The organism is Thalassoroseus pseudoceratinae (genome assembly GCF_011634775.1).
GTDB classification, from domain to species: domain Bacteria; phylum Planctomycetota; class Planctomycetia; order Planctomycetales; family Planctomycetaceae; genus Thalassoroseus; species Thalassoroseus pseudoceratinae.
In genome coordinates, this window is the sequence record NZ_JAALXT010000009.1 from 129,287 (window position 1) to 152,562 (window position 23,276).

Genomic DNA, 23,276 nt, shown 5'->3' on the forward strand with positions numbered 1-23,276 from the left:
TCGGTGCATCTAAGACAGAGTTTGGAGTGGAACGATGGGACGCAAATTTGATGTCGTCGGAATCGACCTGGGAACGACGTACTCCTCGATCGCGTATATCGATGATTTGGGCAATGCCCAAGTGGTCGTCAATCCCGATGACCAACGTCCGATCATTCCCTCGGCGGTGTTTTTCGATGACGGTGACGCCATCGTTGGGGAAACGGCCCTTGAGAACGCCTGTGCTTATCCAAAGCAAGTCGCACAATTCGCGAAACGCAGTCTCGGTGAGCCGAAGCCGTTCCAGATCGGCGACCAGTCCTATTCCCCTGAGTCAATCTCTGCGATGGTGCTTAAGAAGCTCGTTCAATGTGCGGAAAAGCAGATTGGTGAAACCCGACGGGCTGTCATCACCGTTCCGGCGTTCTTCAACGAAACGCGGCGGGCGGCCACTCAAAGTTGCGGAGAACTCGCCGGGCTGACTGTCGAAGCAACCCTGAACGAGCCAAGTGCCGCTTTGATCGCCTACGGTCTTCACAAATCCGACGAAGAACGAACGTGTGTTGTCTACGATCTTGGTGGTGGCACGTTTGATGTGACAGTTATGAAGGTCGGTCGAAACAGTATTCGCGAATTGGCGACCGGCGGAAATCGGGAGTTGGGTGGGATCGATTGGGATGAGAAATTAGTCGAGTTCGTTGCCGACGATTTCCTCAAGAATCAAGGTGTCGATCCGCGTGACGATGCGATTTCCTTTCAGAGTCTGTGCACGGCCTGTCGACTCGCCAAAATCCAACTTGGGAAACTTCGCAAAACCATTGTGCAATGTGCCCACGCGGGAAAACATCATCGAGTGGAAGTGACACGGGAAAAGTTTGAGAAACTCACCCGGCAACTTTTGACACGGACGGAAATGACCGTGGAGGCCTGCATTCGCGAGGCTAGCCTGAGCTGGGCGGACATCGACGATGTCATGCTGGTTGGTGGTTCGACGAACATGCCAATGGTCCAGAACATGTTGCGGACGATCTCGGGGAAGGAACCGCGATGCGATGTCGATCCCGCGACGGCAGTCGCCCGCGGAGCCGCCGTCTATGCCGGAGTTCTCGAGACGCACGGACGAATTGCCGGCGCCGAAAATGCGTTGGGTGACGAGAGCAATACCGACGCAAACGGTCTGAGTGACTCGGAAGGCAGCGACCCGGAGACGATCCCAATCGCCGACGGGTTCGATGACGACATTGAAGTGATTGATCTCCGACTTGTGAACTCTCACGGCATTGGTGTGTTCGCCAATAAAGGCGATCGAAAAATCAACGTCGTGATGATTCCGCGAAACACGGAATTACCTGCGAAGCAAGAACAACAGTTTCGTCTGCGAAACGACGGAGGCCGCGAATTGAAAGTGCGGGTCTCCGAAGGGGACCACGAAGACCGTGACGGCTGCGATTTGCTCGGCGTCTGCAAACTGAGTCCCCTACCGCCAGGATTGAAAAAAGGAACGCCGGTCACACTCAGTTTGGGATTTGACCGGTCAGGTCGTGTCTCGGTATCTGCGGTCTGCAACGGTTCGACGGTGCACGCCGAAATCGTCAAACCCGGCGCGTTCACAGAAAAGGAGTTCCAAGAAGCGAAAGAACAAGTCGATGGCCTTCACTACGGCTAGCACATTTCGCTGATGCGTAGCGTTCATGCACAGGTATTCCTCCATGAATTCGCAGCACCAGCGGCTACACAAACTCGAGTCAGCAGTTCCCAAAGCAGAAAGTAGCCGGATGGAATTTCTCAAACGAATGTTGGGAGTCGGACCGAAGTGCGTTGCCTGCCGGAAGACAGTTCGACCGCATGTTGTTCCCCGCGGGCCTCAAACGATTGATCAGATTCGCGCCACGACCAAAATGCAGCCTGATCACGCATTTGTCTGTGAGCGGTGTGACAACAAAATCTGCCCCGTCTGTTCCGGTCAAGCCGCCTCGGCAGCGGGGCTCAAAGAATTCATCTGCACGAATTGTGGGCACACTCCGTTGAAAAAGATTTTTCGATGATCGGCAGAGCCTATCGCCACTGTGTTCGCGGTCATCAGGCATAGCTGGTTCCTTTCTAAACCGCGAAACGTCCACGCCATTCGGCTCGGAGCAATTTTTCCATGAACTCAACCGACTTATTCGACGAGAGTCCCAGTGATCCGTCGGACTCATTCCATTTATCAATGACTGATCCGCCAGACGACGACTCAGGCAACGACTCGGAATCGGGGAGTTCATCCGGTCCGCCAGTGCGACGGGGCACATCCGTCAACATCCTCCGCAGCGGCGCCGGCGCGATTTTAACTTCGGTGCTGATCTTCGGATTACTGAAAACACTCAGTTCCACGAGCGGACTGTATCTGTTCTTTTGGCGTGATCCGATTGTTCCGTTCGCGACCATGCTCCTCTTCTTTTGGGCGCTTTACATTCTGCTCTTCAAACTTCGCCATATCCGGCGGGAGGAATCCGCGTTCGACTTTGATCTGCTTCCGCAGGATCAGTATCAACTCGTTGGCATCCGCGATGTGCAAGCAACGCTCCGCGAAATCAATCGGATGCCCAAAGAAGATCAGGGTTTATTGCTCGTCACCCGAATCGGACGCGCACTCAAAAGCTTGCGGGCGTCCGGGAACACCGCGGAGACCGCGGGACTATTAGAGTACCAAGCTGAGATCGACCTAGCTGCCTCCGAGTCCACATACGCGGCTGTTAAAGTCTTTATTTGGGCGATTCCAGTGATTGGATTTATCGGGACGGTTCTTGGCATTAGCGTAGCAATCGGAAACTTTGGTGCGCTCGTGCAGCAGGCGCAAGAAGTTGAGGCCATCAAGGAAGGACTCGGACCTGTCACCGGCGGACTAGCAGTCGCGTTCGAGACGACACTCCTTGCATTGGTACTCAGCATCGCGATCATGTTCTTCTCGACTTGGGTCCGCACAAAAGAAGACGGCCTTCACACACGGGTCGAGGATTACTGTGTCGAGCACTTGCTCAATAAACTCTCAATAGGTGATGACAAGCTCGTCGCCGAACTCAACGAAGCATTCTCCGAAGCTCAAGAAGACGCGTTGAAACGGATGGCCGATGTGGTTGAGTCGGCACTGCGTGAAGTCCAGCAACAACAAGCGGAACTCATGGGGCAACTCCAAGCCGGAATGAGTCAAAACCGTGAGCAATCGGAAGAAGTTCTCCAAAGTATGTTGCACGAATTGACCGGGCAACAGGGAATGAAATTGACCGAGTTAGCTCAGCGTCTTGAACGAGGTTTGAAGAAACTTGCGGACACATTGGAGTCCACTAACGACTTTCAACCTATGGATTCGAGTGCCGACGGGATCGAGGAATTGCCCTCGGAAATTCGGGCGGTCGCCACCGACACTGCTGCCACAATGGGAATGCCACCACAGACCGCGACATCCGCTGATTCCAATGGTGACATGGCGGCGATGCGTACGGCAATGCAGGAACAGGTTGTCGAACTTCAAGAAACTCGTCGAGCACTCGCCTCGTTATCGAAGTCACTTGAAAACCTAGCCACACTCGCCCCGTTCGAAGAAGTGATGACCCGAATTCAGTCCGCTCTTGATGCCTTAGTACCAGCAATCGAAGAACTGCAAAAACCCCGCGAGTTGCGGATCATTGATTCTCACAAAGCGGTCGATTCTTAAGTCGCCGCATAGCCTTTTTATTCATCGCCAATTTACTGATACCGAATCGTAAGATGCCTCGCTAGTCAGAAGAATTATGGGTAGACGAGTTGCTCGTGAAGAGCCAGAAATCTTCAATTTTTCGTTCCTCGATATCCTCGCCTGCACAGTCGGCGCGTTGGCGTTCATTTTGACGATTCTGCTCGTCACGGTCCGTGGTTCGTTTTCGCGTGACAAAGTTGTTCAGCAAGCAATCGAGGAACTTGAGGAACTTCGCGATCGCAAATCGGTCCTAGTCGCCACACGCGATCGATTACAAACCGAGCAGTCGAGCCTCGAAGAATCCATTGTGTCATTGTCCGGACAGGCTGACCAGACGGAACAAGATGCCGTCCGCGTGACCGCCGAGGTGGAAAGTCTTGCGAAGAAAGTCAACGAAGCCAGTCGGCGAGCCGCTCAGCTCCGTGAACTAGCGGAACTCGATCAGCAACGGCAGGAGTTAAGTACTCAACTTACTGCCATGAAAATGGAAATCGACAAACTCGCTTCGCAAAAAGTTGCAAATTCCGAAGAGTACCGTCTGGCTGTTGAAGCTCGTGACAAGAACCGAGAGTTGCAAAAAACGGTTGCGGAAGTCACAGGACGACTCAAAGACCGGCAGACGCAAAACTCTCAGTATCAAGAAATGTTAGACGAAATTGCCCGCTTGAATGCCGAATTGGCCGAGTTGCCGACCCAAATCGCTGAAAACCAGCAAGCGATCTCTGAAGCTAAAGCGGCCAAAGCACTGCTGGAGGAACAGGCAGGCGACACTCAACTCGCACGACCTCCGTGGGTGTTACTTATCGTAGCTTGGGGAATTGCTCTAACTCTGTTTGTCTGGTGGCTTCGTAAGAGGATGAGTCGGCCACGGGGTTCCGTTGAGGATTTGCAAGCCGTACATCATTCGACTTCGAACAAAATTCAAGAGCTACTCACCGAGATTGAAAGCCGTCAGGCGGAACTACAAGACCGCAAAAACCAGATTGCGGCCTCACCTCAAGTTCGGAGCGGGGCGGGTGACATCTCCCGCGTGAAGACCGAAGCCGATGACGCAGCGAGACTGGCTAAGGAAGCACAAGCGGAAGCGGCCGAACTACGACAGCGATTGCAAAACGTTCGGCAACAAAAAAGCACAGCGCGACAACAGGCGGATCGGGCGAGAAATGGTCGTGGCCAAGTGGTCCCGCGAGCCATCGATGGTCCCGGCGGCACCTCGCGACGGCCGACGCACGTCGAATGTCGCAGCGACGGACTATTGATTCACCCCGGACGACAGCGTGTCGGGGAAAGCCAAATCTCCGCCTCACGTTCGCCGTACGGGACACTGATTCGTGAGATCGCCAAGGCCAAAAAAGACCGTTGTTTAGTACTTTGGATCCGACCGGATGGCTATAGCAACTTCGAAAAAGCCCGCAACGCGGCGATGGAAGTCAAAGCTGGGGTCGGGTGGGAACCTGCTGATTCCGACTGGGATTTTCTATTCGACTGAGCACGTTGACTGAAGTTACTCGTCCTATCACCTCATATCACAGCGACTCATGTCCCGAATTGCTCGCCGACAAATCGAAATCTTCAACTTTTCCTTTCTGGACATTCTCGCCTGCACAGTCGGTGCGTTGACGTTCATCCTTGTGCTTTTCATCGTCACGGGGTTGGGGGATGTGACAAGTGATCCGGAAATCGTTGACTTGCAAGCCGAGTTAGAGTCGCTCCGCAAAGAAGTTGCCGTACTCGAAAATGCGGTTTCCAAACTCGAGAACACGGTTGGGAAGCTCCAAGAGGACCAATCGCAACAACAGCAACGGTTAGCCGCTGCCCAGAAGAATCTGTCGGCTGTCGAGGAACAACGGAATGACTATCAACGTCAACTGGCCGAAGCGGAAACGGAGCAACAAAAGTTTGCAGAAACGCTGACAGATAGTCGCTGGGACGACTTGAAGAATCAATCCGATTTCAGTCCGCAACTAACTGCCCTATCACAGGAAGTTCGATCAATGCGGTCGGACATCAATCTACGCACTGCCGAACTGACTGAGCTCCGTGACGAAACACTCAATCGCGAGACTTTGATTGCTCGCCGGCAAAAACTAGAATCGGAGAATCGCGACCTCGAAGAAGCACTTTCGACTAGCCAGAAGGAACTGACCGACAACGAAGAAGAATCAAGCCGTCTCGCGAAAGAAGCCGAAGCAGCCGAGACCAGGCGTCCGGAGTTGCTAGCGAAGCTTGCTCCATTGCGAAAAAAACTCAAGGACACGCAGGCAGCTCAAGACAGGATCGAACAGGAACTCGCGGATCGCCAGGCGGAATCTGACGCGAAACGTTCGTCGGCACAGAGTCTACGGTCAATCGTGCTTGTACTGATTGTTGTTGCGGCGATATTGATTGGTTTGTTGATATGGCTGGTCCTGTTGCATAACCGATCGATCGCTCCACTCTTGGAATGGTCGAAGAAGGCCAACGACGCAAAAAACAAGCAAGACGAATTGCAAAAGGAACTAGCTGCGCTTACGGAAGAACTGGCGAACACACCGGCGTCACCTGAGGAAGCTGCAGCGAATCAGCGGGAGCTACTGGCGGAGTTACGTCGTGAGATCGATCAGTCGCGTCAACAAACCGAAGAAGCCCGCCAGCAGACTGCCGAACTGAAAGACCAAGTCCAGACGGAAACCCGAGAAGCTCAGTCGCTCGCCGAGAAAGCTCGGCAAGCCCAACTCGAAGCCCGTGCAAACGCAACCCCAGTTGATTTTCGGATTCCTTACTATCAGAAGACGTCGAAAAAAGGCCATGTCGTCGATTGTTTCCGTGGTCGCGTTGCCCGCGTGACGACGACAGACGGACTCGACGAAGACTATTACAAACTTGACCTTGTCAAGTCCGCCGCGTTGACCAAAGCGACCGGCAAAACGACCGTCGTAATTGATCGGCATGGTCTCGGCGAATTGATCGACTCATGGGCCGCAAAACGTTTTCTCAACGATATCGACTCTCGCAAGCACTTTCTAATGCTTTTCGTCCGTCCGAGTGGCTTTGAAGCCTTTCGGGCATTTCGGGAGCAGGCCTGGAATCGAGACATCGAAGTGGGATGGGAGCCGTTCGAAGAAGACATGCCCATTATCTCTAGCGGTGAAGGCGGCGGCGAAGGTGGAATTCAATAACAGGATGTAATCGGCTTATCAAAAACTCAGAAGGCATGTAGTCACAAATTGAATTGGCGAGCAATAGTTATTGACTCATGGCAGAATCAACCGACGACAATCCCTATCAAAAAATGCTCGGTATCACCGCCGAACAACAACCTCCGAACCACTATGAACTCCTCGGGTTGACGTTGTTTGAGGATGATCTCCAAAAGGTGCGTGGCGCGGCGGCCGATCAAAACTACAAGCTGCTGGCCTGGCAGTCGGGAAAGTCGTATGCGCAAGCCGAACAGCTAATGATCGAAATCGGTGAAGCAAGGGACGTGCTGCTCGATCCGAAGTTAAAACAACTGTACGACTATTGTCTACGCAATGAGTTAAACCTTCCGGAAGCGTCTCCAAAACCCCAACCGTTGCCAAAAGCCAAGCCCGAACCACAAGACGAAATAGTTCCACTCAAGCCGTTGGCGGACGAACCGTCAAAGCCAACGGAATCGGCGAAGCCATCAGAGCCTGAGGAGGTTTCCGCTGACCAGAACACGTACGGGTTGGCGAGGAGCGATACCGAGTCGCCAAGTCCTAAGCCGCCTACAGCACCTGTTCCCCAACCGGTTCCGCCAAGTCAGCCTGCCACGCCGGAGTCGCTGCCACTTTCGACGTCTGATCAAACGCTAGACTACACACGATTGGGGTTGCCACCGGGCCTTACGGATCCGACACATTACGAGTTGCTTTCCCTCAAGCCATTTGAGTCAAGTACCGCAAAAATCAGTAGCCAGATCCTCCGTGAACTGACACGCATTGCACCGCTGGTGCGGAATGCTTCCGACGAAGATCGGCCGATGCTTCAAGCCTTGCAGATGAAGGTTATTGCCGCTGCAACGACGCTTGCCGACGTGAAAGCGAAAGAGCGTTACGACAACCGCCTCCGGCGTCTCAGTCCGCGAAGCAAAATGCGGACGACGCCAAACGCGCCACTCTTGCCTGCACGATCAGTCAGCAGACCGCCAAACTATCCGCCGCAAAACCGTGTGACCACAAAGGCGTCTAAGCCAGTCTCAAGCATCAAACCATTGTGGAGTCGCAATGAGATGCGTGATTCGGCCAATAGGTTGGCCCTGCGATACAAGATCAATACGAATCAACGTCATGGAAAGGTTGAAGACAATTCCGGCGACCTGCTGGCCAAGGCCGTTATCAAACAGTTCCAACAAGAGATGCCGCAAGTGGCGTCGGTCTATCAGCCAGACGGCGCGATGGAAGAAGGCGGAATCTCGTCGCTAACGATCGGTGCGATCTGGGGTTCCCTAGCAGCAGCCGTCATGCTGGCAATTGGAGCATGGATTACGATCTGGGCGCCGCTCATGCTTGTTGAGGGGCGGACATCTATGCATAGTTCGGTACCGGCCTGTTGTCGAATCGTGGCATTCCTTTTTGCTTTGGTCGGGGGGACTGCAGTGTCGGTGGCCGCCGGCGTGACCTGCGCTGAATTCATTCATCATTTTGGTCGAATGGCTTCGTGCCGAAATCGCAGCCTTGCCGCCAAATTTGCAGTTGGGAGCAGTGCATGTGCGTTCGCGTATATCTATTTTTTGCCGGCCGGATTCGATTGGGCTCGCGGTCTACTGCGACTGCATTGGTTCTTCCAACTCGTTTTTTTCTATTTCTTAGTCTCGGCTGCGTACACACATATTCGGCAGCTGATTAATGAAGCCATGTTCTGTGAAAAATGCCAGGAGTATATGGAGCCGAGACCGCTCCGCAACCTGCGATATGGGGCACTGAAGTTGCTCACCCGTGCCATACGAAGCGGCGATCAACAAGCTGCGTTTGGTGTGTTCTGTTCTCCGAGCGGGGAAGCCGGAGAATCGAAACTGCTGGTGTGTCCTCAGTGTCAATCTGGAGTTCTGGAAGTGACTTTGAAAGACTCAGTTTCGTTTCGATTCAATGGTCTCGACCAATCACAAAAGTTGAACTGGCTTGTTGTCTCACAGAGGACCTCGCCCGCCGAGACAGCAACGATCCTCGAAGCAAACGCAGGTCCCGTCAAAGCAAAACCGAAGAAGGTTAAAACGAAATCGAACCACGATCTTCTTGGTAGCAGTTTTGCGGAAGCCGAGCGAGTCACGCCAGCGGGACGTTTCTCCCATTTACTTCCGCCGGGGATTTCGTGCATTCATTGCGCTGCCGGTGTCGCTTGGATCAAGCCATTGAGTAAAGCCAATCGATATGTCTGTCGGAAATGTGGTCGCAGTTTTGATTATTAGCCGTTCTCTCGTCATGCATCCTCGAACCATCAAAACAACCGTTTGCCACACGACCATCGCGGTACTTGGAGGACTTCACGTCTTGCTGTTACTACTGTGGCCATTCTGGAAGGGCACTAGCATCGGGTGCGAACTGGACGAACTTTACTACCAACTCTGTCACCGCATCACAGACCGTTGCTGGATGAGTTGGGGCGAACCGATGCCCGTATGTGCGAGGTGCCTGGGAATATGGATCGGCCTGCCGCTAGCCGCCGGAATTGCAGCCGCGGCGTGCGATCGACCAAGGTGGTGGACAATCCGCGTTGGCTTATTCGGTTTGATTTGGATTCTCTTGAGTTGGATCGGGGGCCTGATCTTTCTACCGGCAACATGGCACGCGGAACGCACCATCGCCGGGATGGCGGGCGGAGTGGGCATTTACATGCTGTTAGTCCTCGGCGTCACACACTTCGTCCAGTGGAAACAGTCGCTCTGCAAACCACTCTTGACGGTATTGAGAAGCTCTGATGGCAAAACAACACTTCAAACGAAATGAGCGTCTGTACGTCATGTTGCTCCCATGTTCCGTCGTGGAATGGTTACAATTGAAGGAGTTTAGCAGATTCATTGCGCTCGCGAGTCTCCCATGAGTCAACAAGAACGGCGAAAGCGTTTCAAGGACGCAGTTGTGGCCAGCAATCTTGTCACGTCAACAGACCTTGAACGAATTCTCGAAACCCTTCCCGATGACAAACGCGGCTCAAGCCGGGCGTTGGCTGATGCGTTGATCGCTGAGGGTCTATTGACCAAGTGGCAATGCAAGATGATTCAGAAGGGCAAGAGCCGACGTTACTTTTTCGTCGCGGAATACAAACTCCTCGAAGAACTTGGCCGGGGAGGAATGGGAGTCGTTTATCGGGCGGAGCACACGTTTCTGAGGAAACAGGTTGCCCTGAAAAAGATGCTGCCTCATATCGTTGCACGTCCGGGGGCGAAGGATCGGTTTGTTCGTGAAGCTTTGGTCGGAGCGGCTTTGGAGCATCCGAACCTTGTGCCGACGCACGATGCCGGAGTGCATGGCAAGACCGTGTTCATGGTGATGCCGTTTATCACCGGGTCTGATTTGCAGAAGCACATACGCGATCACGGTCCGATGAATGAAGCCGATGCGATCGGCGTGATTCGTCAGGCCGCAGAAGGTTTAGATTACATTCACCAGAAAGGGCTCGTTCATCGCGACATCAAACCCGAAAACATCAAGCTCACCGAAGACAACTGTGTCAAAATACTTGACTTGGGTTTGGCCCGTATTTTCGACGAAACGATCACTGTCACCGATGCCGTCATGGGCACCCCCGCGTTTATGTCGCCGGAACAACTCAAGAGTACCCACGACGTGGATATTCGCACGGATATCTATGCTTTAGGGGCGACGTTGTTCTACCTGTTGAGCGGACGTCATGCGTTTAAAGGTCCAAACGACTCGCACATCTACGCGATCATCGCTCGTCATCACGAGGGGCGTCCGCAAAACCTTGAGGAATTCTGCCCGAACCTATCCGGTTGGGTTCACGAACTTGTCCATCAAATGATTGCGATCAATGCCGACGATCGGTTCGAGGACCCAGCAGCTCTGATTAAGTTCATCGATTCTGGTCTGATGTGCGGCGACACGCGGCCAAGTGTCAAATCGACTGAGACAGCGCAAGTCGATGTTGAATGGCAATCGAAACCTCAATCATCCGCTCCGGAGTTTGGCAAGTCGGCGTCAAGTGATCCCGTTAGCCGGGAGACAACTCATCCCATCGATATCGACTTCGTGTTCGTGCCGGCAGGAACTTTTCAAGCGGGGTGCACGGTCGAATCCGCGCGTCAAATGGTGGCCGCTTTAGCCATCTCGAATATCGAGAAAGCGGTGACTTGGCTGACATCGCAGCCGCCCATTACCGTCCGAACGGATGCATTTCGCATTTCAAGAAGTCCGATCACGAATGCCCAATACGCTGAATTTGTCAACGCCACTAATGCACCGCCCCCTTCTCACTGGCCTGGGACACAGCCGCATGCAGCCGATCGCAATAAGCCTGTCACTCAGATCAGCCGACTCGACGCAGAGGCATTCTGCGAATGGGCTGGTCATCGTCTGCCAACGCGTTTCGAATGGGAAAAGGCCGCTCGCGGGACAGACGGTCGAACATACCCATGGGGGAATGTTTTTGATGCGTCACGCTGTCAATGCGCCGAAAACCAAGCCGAAGGGGTCACCGAAGTGGATCAGTTTCTCGATGGTGCCAGCCCATACGGTTTGTTGCAGGCGTGCGGCAATGTCTGGGAGTGGATTGCGGATGAATCCGACCAACCGGCCACGTTGCGGGGCGGATCGTTCGCGTCTACGTGTCGCGTGTACGGCGCTACATCGACACCCATGAAATCGCAACCTTCATTGCGACATCCGGAATTCGGCTTCCGAGTCGTCGCTGGCCGACAACGTCCGGCTCCGAACCCGTCATCCGAGTCAGCGACACCAATCCCAACGCCTCCAACCTCGATTCGCGAAGCAAACCCGAGCTCATCGCCTGTTCGCTCGCAACAACAAACCCCACAAGCACGCTGCCGAGAACTTTTGTCGCAGGAACTGATTCGGATTCCCGCCGGTCGTTTTACACAAGGCGTTTCCGCCCAATCCATACAACCGTTGGCCGCCCAGCTTGGATTGAACGCAGTCAGTCAGGCTCAGTTAGTGGGTACGGGACTGCAAACGCCCCATGTGCATGAGTATCGTATCGCCCGAACATGTGTGACTCACGAGCAATACCAGATGTTCCTCGAAGACACCGGTCGCCCCCCGCCGGCAAATTGGGGAACTCGTGATGCCGAATGGCTGCGTCGCCCGGTTGCGGGTATCACTTGGAACGACGCCGACGCATTCTGCCGATGGGTTGGTTTTCGTCTGCCAACCGTTCTTGAGTGGGAGAAAGCCGCTCGGGGCATTCATGACGATCGATTGTATCCATGGGGCAACGACTTCCGTGCCACCATATGTAACGGCGCTGAATCTGGTCGCGGCAAGACGCTGCCGGTCGATTCTCTTCCCGACGGAAAAAGCCCCTTCGGCCTGTACCATGCCATCGGCAACGTGTTTGAATGGCTCGCCGAACCGAATGGCATGATGTACCCATTACGCGGTGGAAGTTTTCAAGTATCGTGCAGTTTGTACGGCGTGATTCCCTTTGCAATGTGGGCCAACTCTACTCACGCAGAGCCCTCGTTTGGTCTTCGCATCGCAGCTGACTAAGACACCTTTCGCACGTCTAGAGTTTTTCTCGAAAGATTAGCCGACCTTCCGTCGAAGACAGAGTCGGCTTTAAGGGCTCAAACGCAGCCACAAAAACCTGTGCCATTGGGGGAGCGGCCTGGTTCTGAGCCGTTTGTGAGTTCCTTGCGGACACGACGAGGTCCTTATCGTCAAATAGTCGCAGTCGAGTTGGTCAGCCGTTGGCTTGGTTTCATCGAGTCGTTTGCGTTAGGATCGATCCTACATTTGCTAAGAACCAAGGGGATTAGAATGCTGGCCAAGACCCGTCGAATTGCTCCGTCATTTCGACTGATTTTCGCTTCGTTTGTTTTGCTCTTCCTGACAAATTCAGCGTGGGCTTGGCAAGCGACTCAAGCAAAACGCAAGCAGAAATCGAAACCAAAGGCATCCCAGCCGTTTCGATGGGTTAATCCGTTGAAGCAGGAACTACCGGGGGTCACACACGCTACGTTTCGCAGCCCCTCGATGGGATTCGATGTCGGGTACTGTATCTTTCTTCCGCCGGGCTATAAAGAGAAGCCAGAACAGCGTTACCCGGTTGTCTACTATCTGCACGGTGGACGCCCGGGGAGCGAAATCAAAAGTGTCAGGCTGGCAACATTTTTGCAGAAGCACATGCAATCGGGTGCGGTCTCGCCGATGATTTACGTGTTCGTCAATGGTGGTCCTGTCAGCCATTACAACATGGTCGATCGGGAGAACGCAATGGGCGAGGATGTCTTCGTCAAGGAACTGATTCCTCACATTGATGCGACGTACCGCACGATTGCTCAGCGAAACGGGCGTGGCATTGAAGGCTTCTCTCAAGGCGGACGTGGCACCACGCGGATTATGTTCAAGCATCCCGACTTGTTTTGTTCGGCCGCTCCTGGCGGAGCCGGATACGCCACTGAAAAACGCATTTCCGAGGAGAACGGCCGCGAACGAGCCAATCTCGTATTTTCCCCCGGCGACAACACCTGGGATCTCGCTCGTAAATATGCTCAGTCACCACAACCGCCTCTCCGTATTTTGATTCATGTAGGGACCAAAGGGTTTAACTATGAGAACAACTTGGAATACATGAAGTTCTTGCAGTCTTTGAAGATTCCGTTCGAGAAAATCATTGTGCCCGATGTGCCACACAGTGCGTACAAGATCTATGAAAAGCGAGGCTTAGACCTCATGAAATTCCACGCAGCTAGTTTTCAGAGCAAGTGATTTTTCTTTTGAGGATTCTCGTATCATCGAATCTGGATCACTTGTGAAAGGCACCGTTGCCTGAATCAATTCATCACGACACTAGAGGTACTAGCATTGGCGATGAATCTGAATCTTTCCAATGATACTGCGGTCATCACTGGTGGCGCGAGTGGGATTGGGAAGTCGATCGCGGAGTTGTTTGCGGCTAATGGATCATCCGTGGTGTTAGTGGACCGAGATCCAAAGGTGGAAGATACCGCTGCGGAGATTCGCTCGAAATATGATTGTCAAATCGCCCCAATGACCACCGACGTGACGGATTTTTCCGCCATGCAGACCGTCGCTGAATTTACGAATCAGACTTTTGCGAGATGTGATCACTTGATCTGTGCGGCTGGGGCAGGGTCCGGCAAATATGGATTCCCTTTTTGGAATCTCGAACCTGCTGATTGGGAGAACGTTCTTCAAGTCAATCTGATGGGAACGGTCAATGCCGTCCAAGCCATGGTTCCAACGATGATAGCAGCAAAGCGGGGGACGATCTTGATTCTGTCGTCTGTCGCGGGACAAATCGGGTCCCAAACAGATCCTCCTTACAGCGCGGCGAAAGCCGCCGTGATCAACTTTGCACAGTGTGCCGCTAAGGATCTCGCTCCCTATGATGTTCGCGTAAATACCATTTGTCCGGGAATGGTCAAAACGCCATTGAATCGATCCGTTTGGGCGACGTGGAATGCAAGTCAACCGGATTCCGCAAAGAAATCCTATGATGATTGGGCTGCCGAAAAGATTAGGAATATCGCACCTTTGAATCGTTGGCAGGATCCGGAAGACGTCGCGGCAATGGCGGTGTTTCTTGCTTCGCCGTTGGCCAAGAATATCACTGGGCAAACCATCAATGTCGATGGTGGTCAGGTTATGCATTCATAACAGGTTGGTTGATTGACCGATCAGCGGTTCTGATCAAGAATCGTTTTCAGACTATCAACCGTTTTCTTCATCTCCCACTCTTGAGTTTGCGGTCCGAAACTAAACCGGACGACACCATTCGAAGCAGTTCCAAGATTTAGATGTGCCTGCGGTGCACATTGAAACCCCGCCGATGCGACGATTCCCATTTCTTTTAACTTTGTTGCAATCGTCGCCGGCGACAAAATGTCCGAAGTTATCGCCACTGTCGAGACCTTCATTTCCATCGGGACGTCACCGTGGATTTTCACGTTGGAGATTTCTCTGAGATTGTCTGTGAAGTCTTGCGTAAGCCGTCGTGCTCTGTCCAATCGATCGGCTTGCTTCGGTTCTCTCAACCAATCGACGGCGGCTCCCATTCCTGCGAGTGCAGAAAGATTGACCGATCCTGTATCGCAATAACCTGGCATGGGTGCACAAGCCGCCCGCTGCTGAGTTTCTTGGAGATCGCAAGCGGCTAATGGGGAGTTCATTTCAACATTCGCCGAAACATACAAACCGCCAATGCCCCATGGTGCTTGAGGGCCCTTGTGTCCCGCGAACGTAAACAAATCGACTTTCATGGCCAACAGGTCCAAGTCGAACCATCCGGCGACTTGTGCTCCGTCCAACAAAACCAACGCTCCATATTGGTGGGCCAATTCGATGATCTCATCCATCGGAAGCAATTGTCCGGTCACATTACACGCGGCTGTCATCGCGACCAATCGGACCTGCCCTGATTGCAGTTGGGTTTCGAGTATTTTGAGATCAACCAACTCGGTCTCACTGGCCGGAACCTGAACGACCTCAACTCCCATCTCCCCGAGTTTCGCCAGTCCACGATGTAACGCATGATGTTCATACTGGCTCGTCAACACACGATCGCCACTTTTCCAGTCATGATCCCTCACAGCCACAGAGAGTGCTGCCGTGCAACTCGGAGTCACGAGCAATCGAGATGGTTCGACATGAAAATAGCTTGCGATCTTCTCGTGAGAAAGTTGAAACACCTCAGCCCATTCCAACGGATCCCGATGAGAAGCTCGTTCTGCGGCCTCCAAAACAGGTGTTGGCTTCGGCCAGCTGGTCCCAGCATGATTAAGGTAAATGGTATCCGACATCAGCATTGTTCCAATTCTGTTCCTTCGACGGGGATATGATCCCTCGCCACTTTCACACTTCTGCCCCGATGTGACTACACCTCGTCACGTACGGACTTGAGGCCACCGTGTGGACACGCTCGCATCGGTCATGGCTTATCTGTAAACTGTCGTAATCCGACAGTTTGTTGTGAATCACGATTCATCCTTGCCAGTCGTTCCTTAAAAGCATATCCCCATGAATTCTCTGCAAATCGCGTTACTGTTTCTGGCAGTCCTCACGCCCGTTTCACATCTTGTTGGTGCGGATGGGCCGGTCGCTCATTGGAAGTTAATCCAGGATGCGAAGGACACATCCGGCGGTGGACGGCATGCGGTCAATCATGGCGTTTCGTTCGACGAAACTGAAGGCGGCCTGTTCAATGGGGTCGATTCCTGGCTGGAAGTTCCTGCCGACCGTGTACCAAAGCTAGGCGACAAGCCATTCACGATTTCGACTTGGATTCATACGGAACAGGAACTTGATGATGTGATCGGCGACGTAATGAGTTGGTACAATCCACAAACGCGACGAGGATTGAACTTCAGCGTCATGAATTATGCGGGCGTCACGTCTGCTCAGTCAAATTGGCGGAACGTGTTCTTTGGCATTGACGCCGCCCAAGGTGGTACCGATTGGGTCGACTGTGGTCGTCCGGGTAACAACCTATTGATCAATTCGCTGGTTGTCTTCGACGGCGACCTGTATTGCTCGACTTGGGAGCCGGGTAAGGGCGAACAAGGCCACGTTTATCGCTATGCCGGTGATCAAGAATGGATCGATTGCGGCGCTCCTGATCCTGCGAATTGCATCAAAGCCATGGCGGTTTACAACGGGCAATTGTACGTCGGATCGGAACTCTACAGTGGAGGCGGTTCATCACTGCCGCTTTCACCGAACACGAATCACGGAGGAACCGTCTACCGTTACGAAGGCGGAACGAAGTGGACGAACTGCGGTAAAGTCGCCGACGTGCGTAGCATCAGCGGATTAGCGGTCTTCAAGGGCAAACTCTACGCAGGCACGGGCACGACCGGGGCGTGGCGTGATACTCCGCGGACTCGTGGTATGTATCGATTCGACGGGATCGGAAATTGGCAAGACTGTGGATGTCCTGATTTGCGGATTACTCATTTGGGGGTCCACAACGGTGGACTCTACGGTTTGAGCTACGACCAAGGCCAATTCTTTCGATACCAGGGCGGTCAGGACTGGGAAGCCCTGGGACCGGTCCCCGAAACGAGCCAGGTCTACTCGATGATGGTCTATGAAGGGAAGTTGCATGTTGGCACTTGGCCAACCGGTTCCGTGTATCGGCACGAAGGTGCCAAGAAGTGGGTGAATACCGGACGACTTGGGGAAGAAAAAGAAGTCATGGCGGTTTCTCTGTACAACGGCAAGTTCTACGCAGGGACACTGCCGTTGGCGAATGTCTATCGCTACGACGGACCGGGAAATTGGACCGACACCGGAAGACTCGATGAAACGCCAGACGTCCGCTACCGACGCGCATGGTCGATGGCGGTGTACAACGGCCGACTTTATTGCGGCGTGCTTCCGTCGGGGCATGTGTACTCATTGGAGGCCGGGAAGGCTGTGACCTACGACAAACAACTCAAGCCAGGCTGGCGACATCTCGCTGCCGTCCGAACGGATAGCCAACTCCAGTTGTTTGTTGACGGCGTCAAAGTCGCTGAGAGCAAGAACTTTGATCAATCCGCTTACAACCTAACGCCAGGGACACCGCTGAAGATCGGGTTTGGTCAGCACGACTGCTTCAACGGTCGCATGAAAGACGTGCGTATCTACGACCGCGCATTGTCGTTCAAGGAAGTTCAACGTCTATCGTCTTCTAAGTAGTGGATTGTAGCCTTTCAGCCCACGACTTCATTGACCGCGGTCACGATTGACTCAAGACGGTTGATGAACGGCCCTCAGAGTTTGCGTAACCAACCTGCGGTCGGTTTTTGAGCTGCGATCAGTGGGAGCGTTCGTCACTCAATAGTATACTGCCGATATGAGTGAGGTTACGAGAATCCTGGCATTGGTCGACGACGATCCCGAGGCGGCGAAACAGCTTCTTCCCCTCGTTTATGAAGAGCTTCGTCAACTTGCGGCGGCTCGTTTGAACCACGAACGGCCCGGTCAGACGCTCACGGCGACGGCATTGGTGCACGAGGCGTATCTGCGATTGGTCGGAGATGACGACGACCAGTCATGGGAGAACAGAGCACACTTCTTCGGTGCTGCCGCAGAAGCGATGCGTCGAGTTCTTCTGAACCGTGCGCGTGACAAGAAACGGCTAAAACGAGGTGGCGATCGTCGCCGCGTTGACCTTTCGACAATCTCATTGGCCCTGGAAACTCCCCCAGATGTGCTGATTGACTTGGACGAGGCCATCGAAGCGTTGTCCCTGCAAGACCCGACTGCGGCCCAGCTAATCAAGCTGAGATTCTTTGCAGGTCTAAGTCTCAAGGACGCCTCAGCCAGCCTCGGCCTCACCCGCAGGCAGGGAGATCGACTGTGGGCATTCGCCCGCGCATGGCTATTCGACCGCCTCCGGGAGTCCTAAATAACGGTCAAAAGGGATTTTTTGGAAGAATCTCCGGATTTTTGCGGTGCAACTTGGTTGTCGACGGGGCATTGATGACGGAGACCCAAAAAACTTGAGGAACTACCAACGATGGCTGATATTGATGCCCAAGCCCGGGAGCTGTTTCTACAGGTCCTTGACCAGGAACCGGAACATATTGCCCCGTTTCTGGACGACGCGTGCCATGGTAACGCAGAGTTACGACAGCGGGTCCTAATCCTATTGAATGCCCACAACGAAGCCGGGAACTTTCTGTCGCCTTCGCCTCCGAATGAAGAAAATGTACGAGCCGGAAACGGCCCCAATCTCGGCAAGTTTGCAGAGACAACGATTTGCACGAATTTGCAACCGGGAATCAGCATCGGTCCTTACAGATTGCTGGAGCAGATTGGCGAAGGGGGAATGGGTTCTGTCTGGGTCGCCAGTCAGTCGCAGCCTATCAAACGTAAAGTGGCCATCAAGCTCATTAAAGCCGGTATGGATTCCCGCCAAGTGCTAGCTCGCTTTGAGGCGGAACGGCAAGCCTTGGCGATGATGGATCATCCCAACATCGCCCGTGTCCTTGACGGCGGCATGACAGAGCAGGGTAGACCGTTCTTCGCCATGGAATACGTCAAGGGTGTGCCGTTGACGGAGTACTGTGACCAGGCGAAATTGTCGGTCAAAGAACGATTGGAACTATTCCTGCCGATTTGCCATGCGGTGCAGCATGCCCATCAGAAAGGCATCATCCACCGCGATTTGAAGCCGTCGAATATTCTGGTATGTCTGTTCGACGGTAAGCCGGTCCCTAAGGTGATCGACTTTGGATTGGCCAAAGCGATGCACCGGTCGCTCACCGATCAATCCGTTTTCACTGCACACGGAATGATGGTTGGGACCCCGCTCTACATGAGCCCCGAACAGGCCGAGCAGAACAACCTCGACATCGATACGCGGGCCGACGTCTACGCACTGGGTGTCATTCTATACGAACTTCTCACTGGCACCACTCCATTGGAAAGTGCGCAGATGAAGGAGGCGGCATACGTCGAGATTTTGCGGCTCATCAAGGAGGTCGAGCCTCCCAAACCAAGTACACGACTCAGTGGCAGTGAGAGCCTACCGAGCGTCGCAGCGCAGAGGAACATCGACCCGAAGCATTTGACTCGCAGCATTGTCGGCGATCTGGACTGGGTCGTCATGAAGGCGTTGGAGAAGGAACGCACCCGCCGTTACAGCACCGCCAACGGTCTGGCTGAGGACATTTGTCGCCATCTCGCGGATGAACCAGTCAGTGCTGGTCCGCCATCGACCAGTTACCGAGTGAAGAAGTTTATACGCCGAAACCGCGCTGGGGTCATTGCGGCAGCGGCGACGACGATTGCGTTGCTGTTGGGGGTTGTCGGGACAACTAGTGGCATGATTTGGGCATTGTCTGAACAGCGAACAGCCATCGATGCACGCGAGGCAGAAAGAAAAGCCAAGCGTGCGGCGCAAGCGAGTTCCAAGCAAGCGAACGACGAGGCCAAGCGTGCCAGAGCGGCCGAGCAGCGTATTGCCGAAACGCTCAAAGACGTTAAAACCGAACGGGACGCCAAAGAACGGGCACGTCAGGAGGCCGAACGAATCTCTGAGTTTCTAACAAGTGTTTTTCAAAGCCCCAACCCGGAAAGAGACGGGCGGGATATCAAGGTTGTCGAACTGCTCGACAATGCCATTGCAAAACTGGATACCGAATTGGCAGACTTGCCGGAGCAGCGAGCACGGCTTCAGACAACGTTAGGGCAGACCTACCATGCGTTGGGGCTTCAACGAAAAGCCATTCCACTAGTGGAAAAAGCAAGAGACTACTACTTACGCAACTTTGGCATCGAAGATGTTCGCACACTCTCCGCAATGAACGACCTAGCCCTCTACTACAACCACAACAATCAGAGGGTAGAGTCGCTAAAAATCAATGAAGAGAGCTATGCCGTCAGTCGTGAAGTGTTGGGCCCGCAACATCCCTGCACGCTCAAGGCCATGAGCCATCTCGCATTTCTGCATACATTGAATGGTCGACGCGAAGAGACTCTGAAGCTGAGAGAACAAGCGGTGAAATATTACACCGATACGTTTGGTGAAGAACATCCCGAAACGTTCAGCGCCCGAGATGCCCTCATCAGTGCACACAGGGAGCTGGGACAACACCGGAAGGCGACCGCGTGGCGTGAAGAGCTACTTCCGATTTGTAGCAACACCCTCGGCCCGGCCGATCCGATAACCCTGCGAATCCGGAGCAATCTGGCATCCTGTTACTACCGACAACGAGCCAAGGCACTCGAACTCCACGAAGAACAAGTAGCGGTTTGCCAAGAGGCATTCGGCGACGAGCACCCCCACACCATTAAAGCCAAGTTAGCCCTTGCAACTTCCTATCGTCGGGACGAACGGAACGATGAGGCCCGCAAACTCCTAGAAGAATTGCTAGTCACCAGCAGGAGAGTACTCGGCTCGCAGCACGCTCACACGAGAATGATTATCAAACAATTAATCAGTTGCTGCGAGACTGCCGGTCTTCGAGAACGAACACTGAGTCTGAGGGAAGAACACACTAGCAATTCGATGAAGCGGCTCGCCTTAGACGATCAAGAAAACGTCCGTAACCTCGACTATGTTAGTTATTCAGCTCTTGAACTCGCGGCCGTTCTGGCCTGGGAACAACAGCGAGACACGCACGTTCGCCTCAGTCGGCAGCTTCTCGATTCGGCTGCCAACTTTGAATATCCTCCCGCACTGGAACGGGCTGCCAAAATCGCCTGTCTCATACCGAATACAGAACTGATCTCTTATCAGCAGGCTGAGCAACTCGTCCGTAGAGCAGTGGACCAGGATCAAGACAATCAAGAGTTTCGTCCTTGGGGCCGCCTAACGCTTGGAATGGCTCTGTATCGCAATGGCAAATTCGCCGAAGCCGAAAAAGTTCTCGCGGAAACGAAGTACGTCACCGGCAAGATTGGTGGAGCCGCTAGCTTCTTCCGAGCGATGGCGTTATTTCAGAAGGGAGATAAGGAAGCAGCCCAAGAACTGTTTGCGACCGCCGAAGAGAAGATGAAGCCATTTCCCAAAGAAAAAGAAGATCCCCTCGAAGGTATCGGTCCAGATTATATCATCGTTTGGGTCGCGCATCGCGAAGCCAACATGCTAATCAACGAGCAACCAGGTCAATAATAGCTCGAATCCACATTGAGGTTATCGTGTCGTCATCCTTTACAACATAGTGCTTGAAAACCTAGCATGGCTGCAAGACTTTCGATGCGATGCCACATCCGACGAACGATGAGATCCTCTTCATCGAAAGTTCATCAGACTCACCCGCAAATTGACCACAGCCATCATCCCCCGGCAGAATCAATTCTGCCATTGTCTATAGAAAATCACTGGCATGCGTATCAGTGCTTGTTGCTTCAAGTTCCTTGCAATCATCTTCTGGATTTGCCCAACTGCGATCGCTGTGGCTCAGTCGAACGATGCGCAACGACACGTGATCGTCATTAGCATCGATGGATTTGCGAGCTACCTTGTTGACGATCCCAAGGTTCCTCTACCGACGATTCGTCGACTTGCGCGTGAAGGTTGCGTCGTTGAAGGCGGGATGACCGTCTCAGACCCAAGTGTAACGTGGCCGAACCACACAACTCTCGTAACAGGCATGAAGCCAGGTCGACACGGCGTTCTTGCCAATGGAGTTTTGGTGCGTGGCGGAATTGGTGTTCCTGTGAAGATCGATTCCCATCGCGACCACAGCGATCTCGTGAGGGTTCCTACAGTGGCCGATGTGGCTCATGCTGCGGGTCTTAGAACCGCTGAAGTGAACTGGCCATGCACACGGAATTCCAAATCGTTTGATGACCAATTTCCTGATGTTCCCAATGCTCTCGATTACACGACGCCGCGATTGCGACAAGAACTCGTCAAAAAGAAACTCTTGCGGGACGAGACTCACGCGTCGTTTCGCAACTCTAGTATTGTCGGATTGGATTACGTTTGGACAGAAGCCGCTTGTCACCTGATTCGAGAACGCAAACCACATCTGATGCTCATCCATCTCTTAAACAATGATGCAACACATCATAAGCGGGGAGCGCAGTCACAAGCGGGTTACACAGCCAATGCATATGCCGACATGTGCGTCTCGCGAATTATCGACGCGATCGATGACGCCGGAATCCGTGAGCACAGTACGATCATTCTCGTTGCCGATCACGGTTTCACTGTCACCCCCAAGGCGATTCGACCGAATGTTCTATTGCGAGAGGCAGGATTGCTGACAGTCGAAAACGGCCAGCTGACGCAGGCTCAAGTCCATGTGGTTCCGGAAGGTGGCATCGGCCTCGTCTACTGTACGAATCCGCTCAAAGCTTCAGAGCAAGCTGCCGAATTCAAAAAGTTGTTGACCGGCCAAGAAGGCGTTGCGGACGTCCTCCTTCCAGATCGATTCGACGAAGTCGGCTTCCCCCATCCACGCGACTACAGACAAGTCCCTGATGCAGTTCTTGTCGCTAAAGATGGATATGCAGTATCCGGCACCGTGACAGGAGAAACCCTTGTGACGACGTTCGAAGAAGCGCGAACGTCATACGGCTCGCATGGTTTTTTGGCAAAGCTACCGAAGATGAAGGCAATGTGCATCCTTTCCGGTGCTGGAATCCGTCCAGGAACTCAACTGCAAGACGTCCACAACACTGCGATTGCTCCGACGATCGCCACTCTGCTGGGACTCAAGTACCCAGACGCCGACGGCAAACCACTTCTGAACGCATTGCGAACGTCCGCCGATGCTGAATGATGCAATCGGCAACATGGCGGTTCGAGTTCTTTCATTCGTTGAATGCCGAGGTAAAAATCGTCGGTGCAACATCATCAGTGGGACCGTTGGGATAGCGCCGTTGTGCTGATCGGGTCGATTGCTTGGCCAGCGTTCTTAATGCTTTATCGGATCGAAAAAACGCTTCATATGGCACTTTCCAGAACGCATTTCTGGGAAAGA

Annotated in this window: 14 protein-coding genes; 13 read left to right on the forward strand and 1 reads right to left on the reverse strand. The window is 53.4% G+C overall.

From position 1 onward, the window contains the following. The first annotated feature begins 34 nt into the window (after positions 1-34). The 9 genes from G6R38_RS25860 (at position 35) to G6R38_RS25900 (ending at position 14,511) form a co-directional block, all read left to right on the forward strand. The gene (locus tag G6R38_RS25860; protein WP_166831696.1) at positions 35-1,645 is read left to right on the forward strand and encodes an Hsp70 family protein; all 1,611 of its coding nucleotides are present in this window, start codon (positions 35-37) and stop codon (positions 1,643-1,645) included. 480 nt (positions 1,646-2,125) lie between these two features. Further along, the gene (locus tag G6R38_RS25865) at positions 2,126-3,673 is read left to right on the forward strand and encodes a MotA/TolQ/ExbB proton channel family protein (RefSeq protein ID WP_166831697.1); all 1,548 of its coding nucleotides are present in this window, start codon (positions 2,126-2,128) and stop codon (positions 3,671-3,673) included. Between the two features lie 76 nt (positions 3,674-3,749). Further along, positions 3,750-5,183 (forward strand): hypothetical protein, encoded by a 1,434-nt coding sequence (locus G6R38_RS25870; RefSeq protein WP_166831698.1) that lies wholly within the window; start codon positions 3,750-3,752, stop codon positions 5,181-5,183. Between the two features lie 49 nt (positions 5,184-5,232). Further along, on the forward strand, positions 5,233-6,852 hold the full coding sequence (locus tag G6R38_RS25875) for a coiled-coil domain-containing protein (protein ID WP_166831699.1): 1,620 nt from the start codon (positions 5,233-5,235) through the stop codon (positions 6,850-6,852). 77 nt (positions 6,853-6,929) lie between these two features. Next, complete coding sequence (locus G6R38_RS25880) at positions 6,930-9,101, forward strand: hypothetical protein (RefSeq protein WP_166831700.1); 2,172 nt, start codon at positions 6,930-6,932, stop codon at positions 9,099-9,101. A gap of 13 nt (positions 9,102-9,114) precedes the next feature. Beyond that, positions 9,115-9,639, forward strand: a complete 525-nt coding sequence (locus G6R38_RS25885; protein WP_166831701.1) for a DUF2085 domain-containing protein — start codon at positions 9,115-9,117, stop codon at positions 9,637-9,639. Positions 9,640-9,729: 90 nt separating this feature from the next. After that, entirely contained in the window at positions 9,730-12,378 is a 2,649-nt protein-coding gene (locus G6R38_RS25890) for a bifunctional serine/threonine-protein kinase/formylglycine-generating enzyme family protein (RefSeq protein WP_166831702.1), read from the forward strand. A 270-nt stretch (positions 12,379-12,648) separates the two neighbouring features. Beyond that, positions 12,649-13,599, forward strand: coding sequence for an alpha/beta hydrolase (locus tag G6R38_RS25895; protein ID WP_166831703.1), 951 nt, complete (start codon positions 12,649-12,651; stop codon positions 13,597-13,599). 102 nt (positions 13,600-13,701) lie between these two features. Then, the gene (locus G6R38_RS25900) at positions 13,702-14,511 is read left to right on the forward strand and encodes an SDR family NAD(P)-dependent oxidoreductase (protein ID WP_166831704.1); all 810 of its coding nucleotides are present in this window, start codon (positions 13,702-13,704) and stop codon (positions 14,509-14,511) included. A gap of 20 nt (positions 14,512-14,531) precedes the next feature. Here the strand turns inward: G6R38_RS25900 and G6R38_RS25905 are convergent, their stop codons facing one another. After that, a complete protein-coding gene (locus G6R38_RS25905; protein ID WP_166831705.1) occupies positions 14,532-15,653 on the reverse strand; it encodes an aminotransferase class V-fold PLP-dependent enzyme in 1,122 nt (373 codons plus the stop codon). 217 nt (positions 15,654-15,870) lie between these two features. On the opposite strand from G6R38_RS25905, the gene G6R38_RS25910 reads away from it, so the two are divergent. From G6R38_RS25910 to G6R38_RS25925, 4 genes are all read left to right on the forward strand, one after another. Next, complete coding sequence (locus G6R38_RS25910; protein ID WP_166831706.1) at positions 15,871-17,532, forward strand: LamG domain-containing protein; 1,662 nt, start codon at positions 15,871-15,873, stop codon at positions 17,530-17,532. A 157-nt stretch (positions 17,533-17,689) separates the two neighbouring features. Then, positions 17,690-18,244 (forward strand): ECF-type sigma factor, encoded by a 555-nt coding sequence (locus G6R38_RS25915; RefSeq protein ID WP_166831707.1) that lies wholly within the window; start codon positions 17,690-17,692, stop codon positions 18,242-18,244. 111 nt (positions 18,245-18,355) lie between these two features. Then, entirely contained in the window at positions 18,356-21,457 is a 3,102-nt protein-coding gene (locus tag G6R38_RS25920) for a protein kinase domain-containing protein (protein WP_166831708.1), read from the forward strand. Positions 21,458-21,671: 214 nt separating this feature from the next. Then, the gene (locus G6R38_RS25925; RefSeq protein ID WP_166831709.1) at positions 21,672-23,075 is read left to right on the forward strand and encodes an alkaline phosphatase family protein; all 1,404 of its coding nucleotides are present in this window, start codon (positions 21,672-21,674) and stop codon (positions 23,073-23,075) included. The last annotated feature ends 201 nt before the right edge of the window (positions 23,076-23,276 follow it).

Excerpts from the sequence above, each read along its gene's own strand:
- G6R38_RS25860 (WP_166831696.1), top strand. The coding sequence starts at position 35 with ATGGGACGCAAATTTGATGTCGTCGGAATCGACCTGGGAACGACGTAC.
- G6R38_RS25865 (WP_166831697.1), top strand. The coding sequence starts at position 2,126 with ATGAACTCAACCGACTTATTCGACGAGAGTCCCAGTGATCCGTCGGAC.
- G6R38_RS25870 (WP_166831698.1), top strand. The coding sequence starts at position 3,750 with ATGGGTAGACGAGTTGCTCGTGAAGAGCCAGAAATCTTCAATTTTTCG.
- G6R38_RS25875 (WP_166831699.1), top strand. The coding sequence starts at position 5,233 with ATGTCCCGAATTGCTCGCCGACAAATCGAAATCTTCAACTTTTCCTTT.
- G6R38_RS25880 (WP_166831700.1), top strand. The coding sequence starts at position 6,930 with ATGGCAGAATCAACCGACGACAATCCCTATCAAAAAATGCTCGGTATC.
- G6R38_RS25885 (WP_166831701.1), top strand. The coding sequence starts at position 9,115 with ATGCATCCTCGAACCATCAAAACAACCGTTTGCCACACGACCATCGCG.
- G6R38_RS25890 (WP_166831702.1), top strand. The coding sequence starts at position 9,730 with ATGAGTCAACAAGAACGGCGAAAGCGTTTCAAGGACGCAGTTGTGGCC.
- G6R38_RS25895 (WP_166831703.1), top strand. The coding sequence starts at position 12,649 with ATGCTGGCCAAGACCCGTCGAATTGCTCCGTCATTTCGACTGATTTTC.
- G6R38_RS25900 (WP_166831704.1), top strand. The coding sequence starts at position 13,702 with ATGAATCTGAATCTTTCCAATGATACTGCGGTCATCACTGGTGGCGCG.
- G6R38_RS25905 (WP_166831705.1), bottom strand. The coding sequence starts at position 15,653 with ATGTCGGATACCATTTACCTTAATCATGCTGGGACCAGCTGGCCGAAG.
- G6R38_RS25910 (WP_166831706.1), top strand. The coding sequence starts at position 15,871 with ATGAATTCTCTGCAAATCGCGTTACTGTTTCTGGCAGTCCTCACGCCC.
- G6R38_RS25915 (WP_166831707.1), top strand. The coding sequence starts at position 17,690 with ATGAGTGAGGTTACGAGAATCCTGGCATTGGTCGACGACGATCCCGAG.
- G6R38_RS25920 (WP_166831708.1), top strand. The coding sequence starts at position 18,356 with ATGGCTGATATTGATGCCCAAGCCCGGGAGCTGTTTCTACAGGTCCTT.
- G6R38_RS25925 (WP_166831709.1), top strand. The coding sequence starts at position 21,672 with ATGCGTATCAGTGCTTGTTGCTTCAAGTTCCTTGCAATCATCTTCTGG.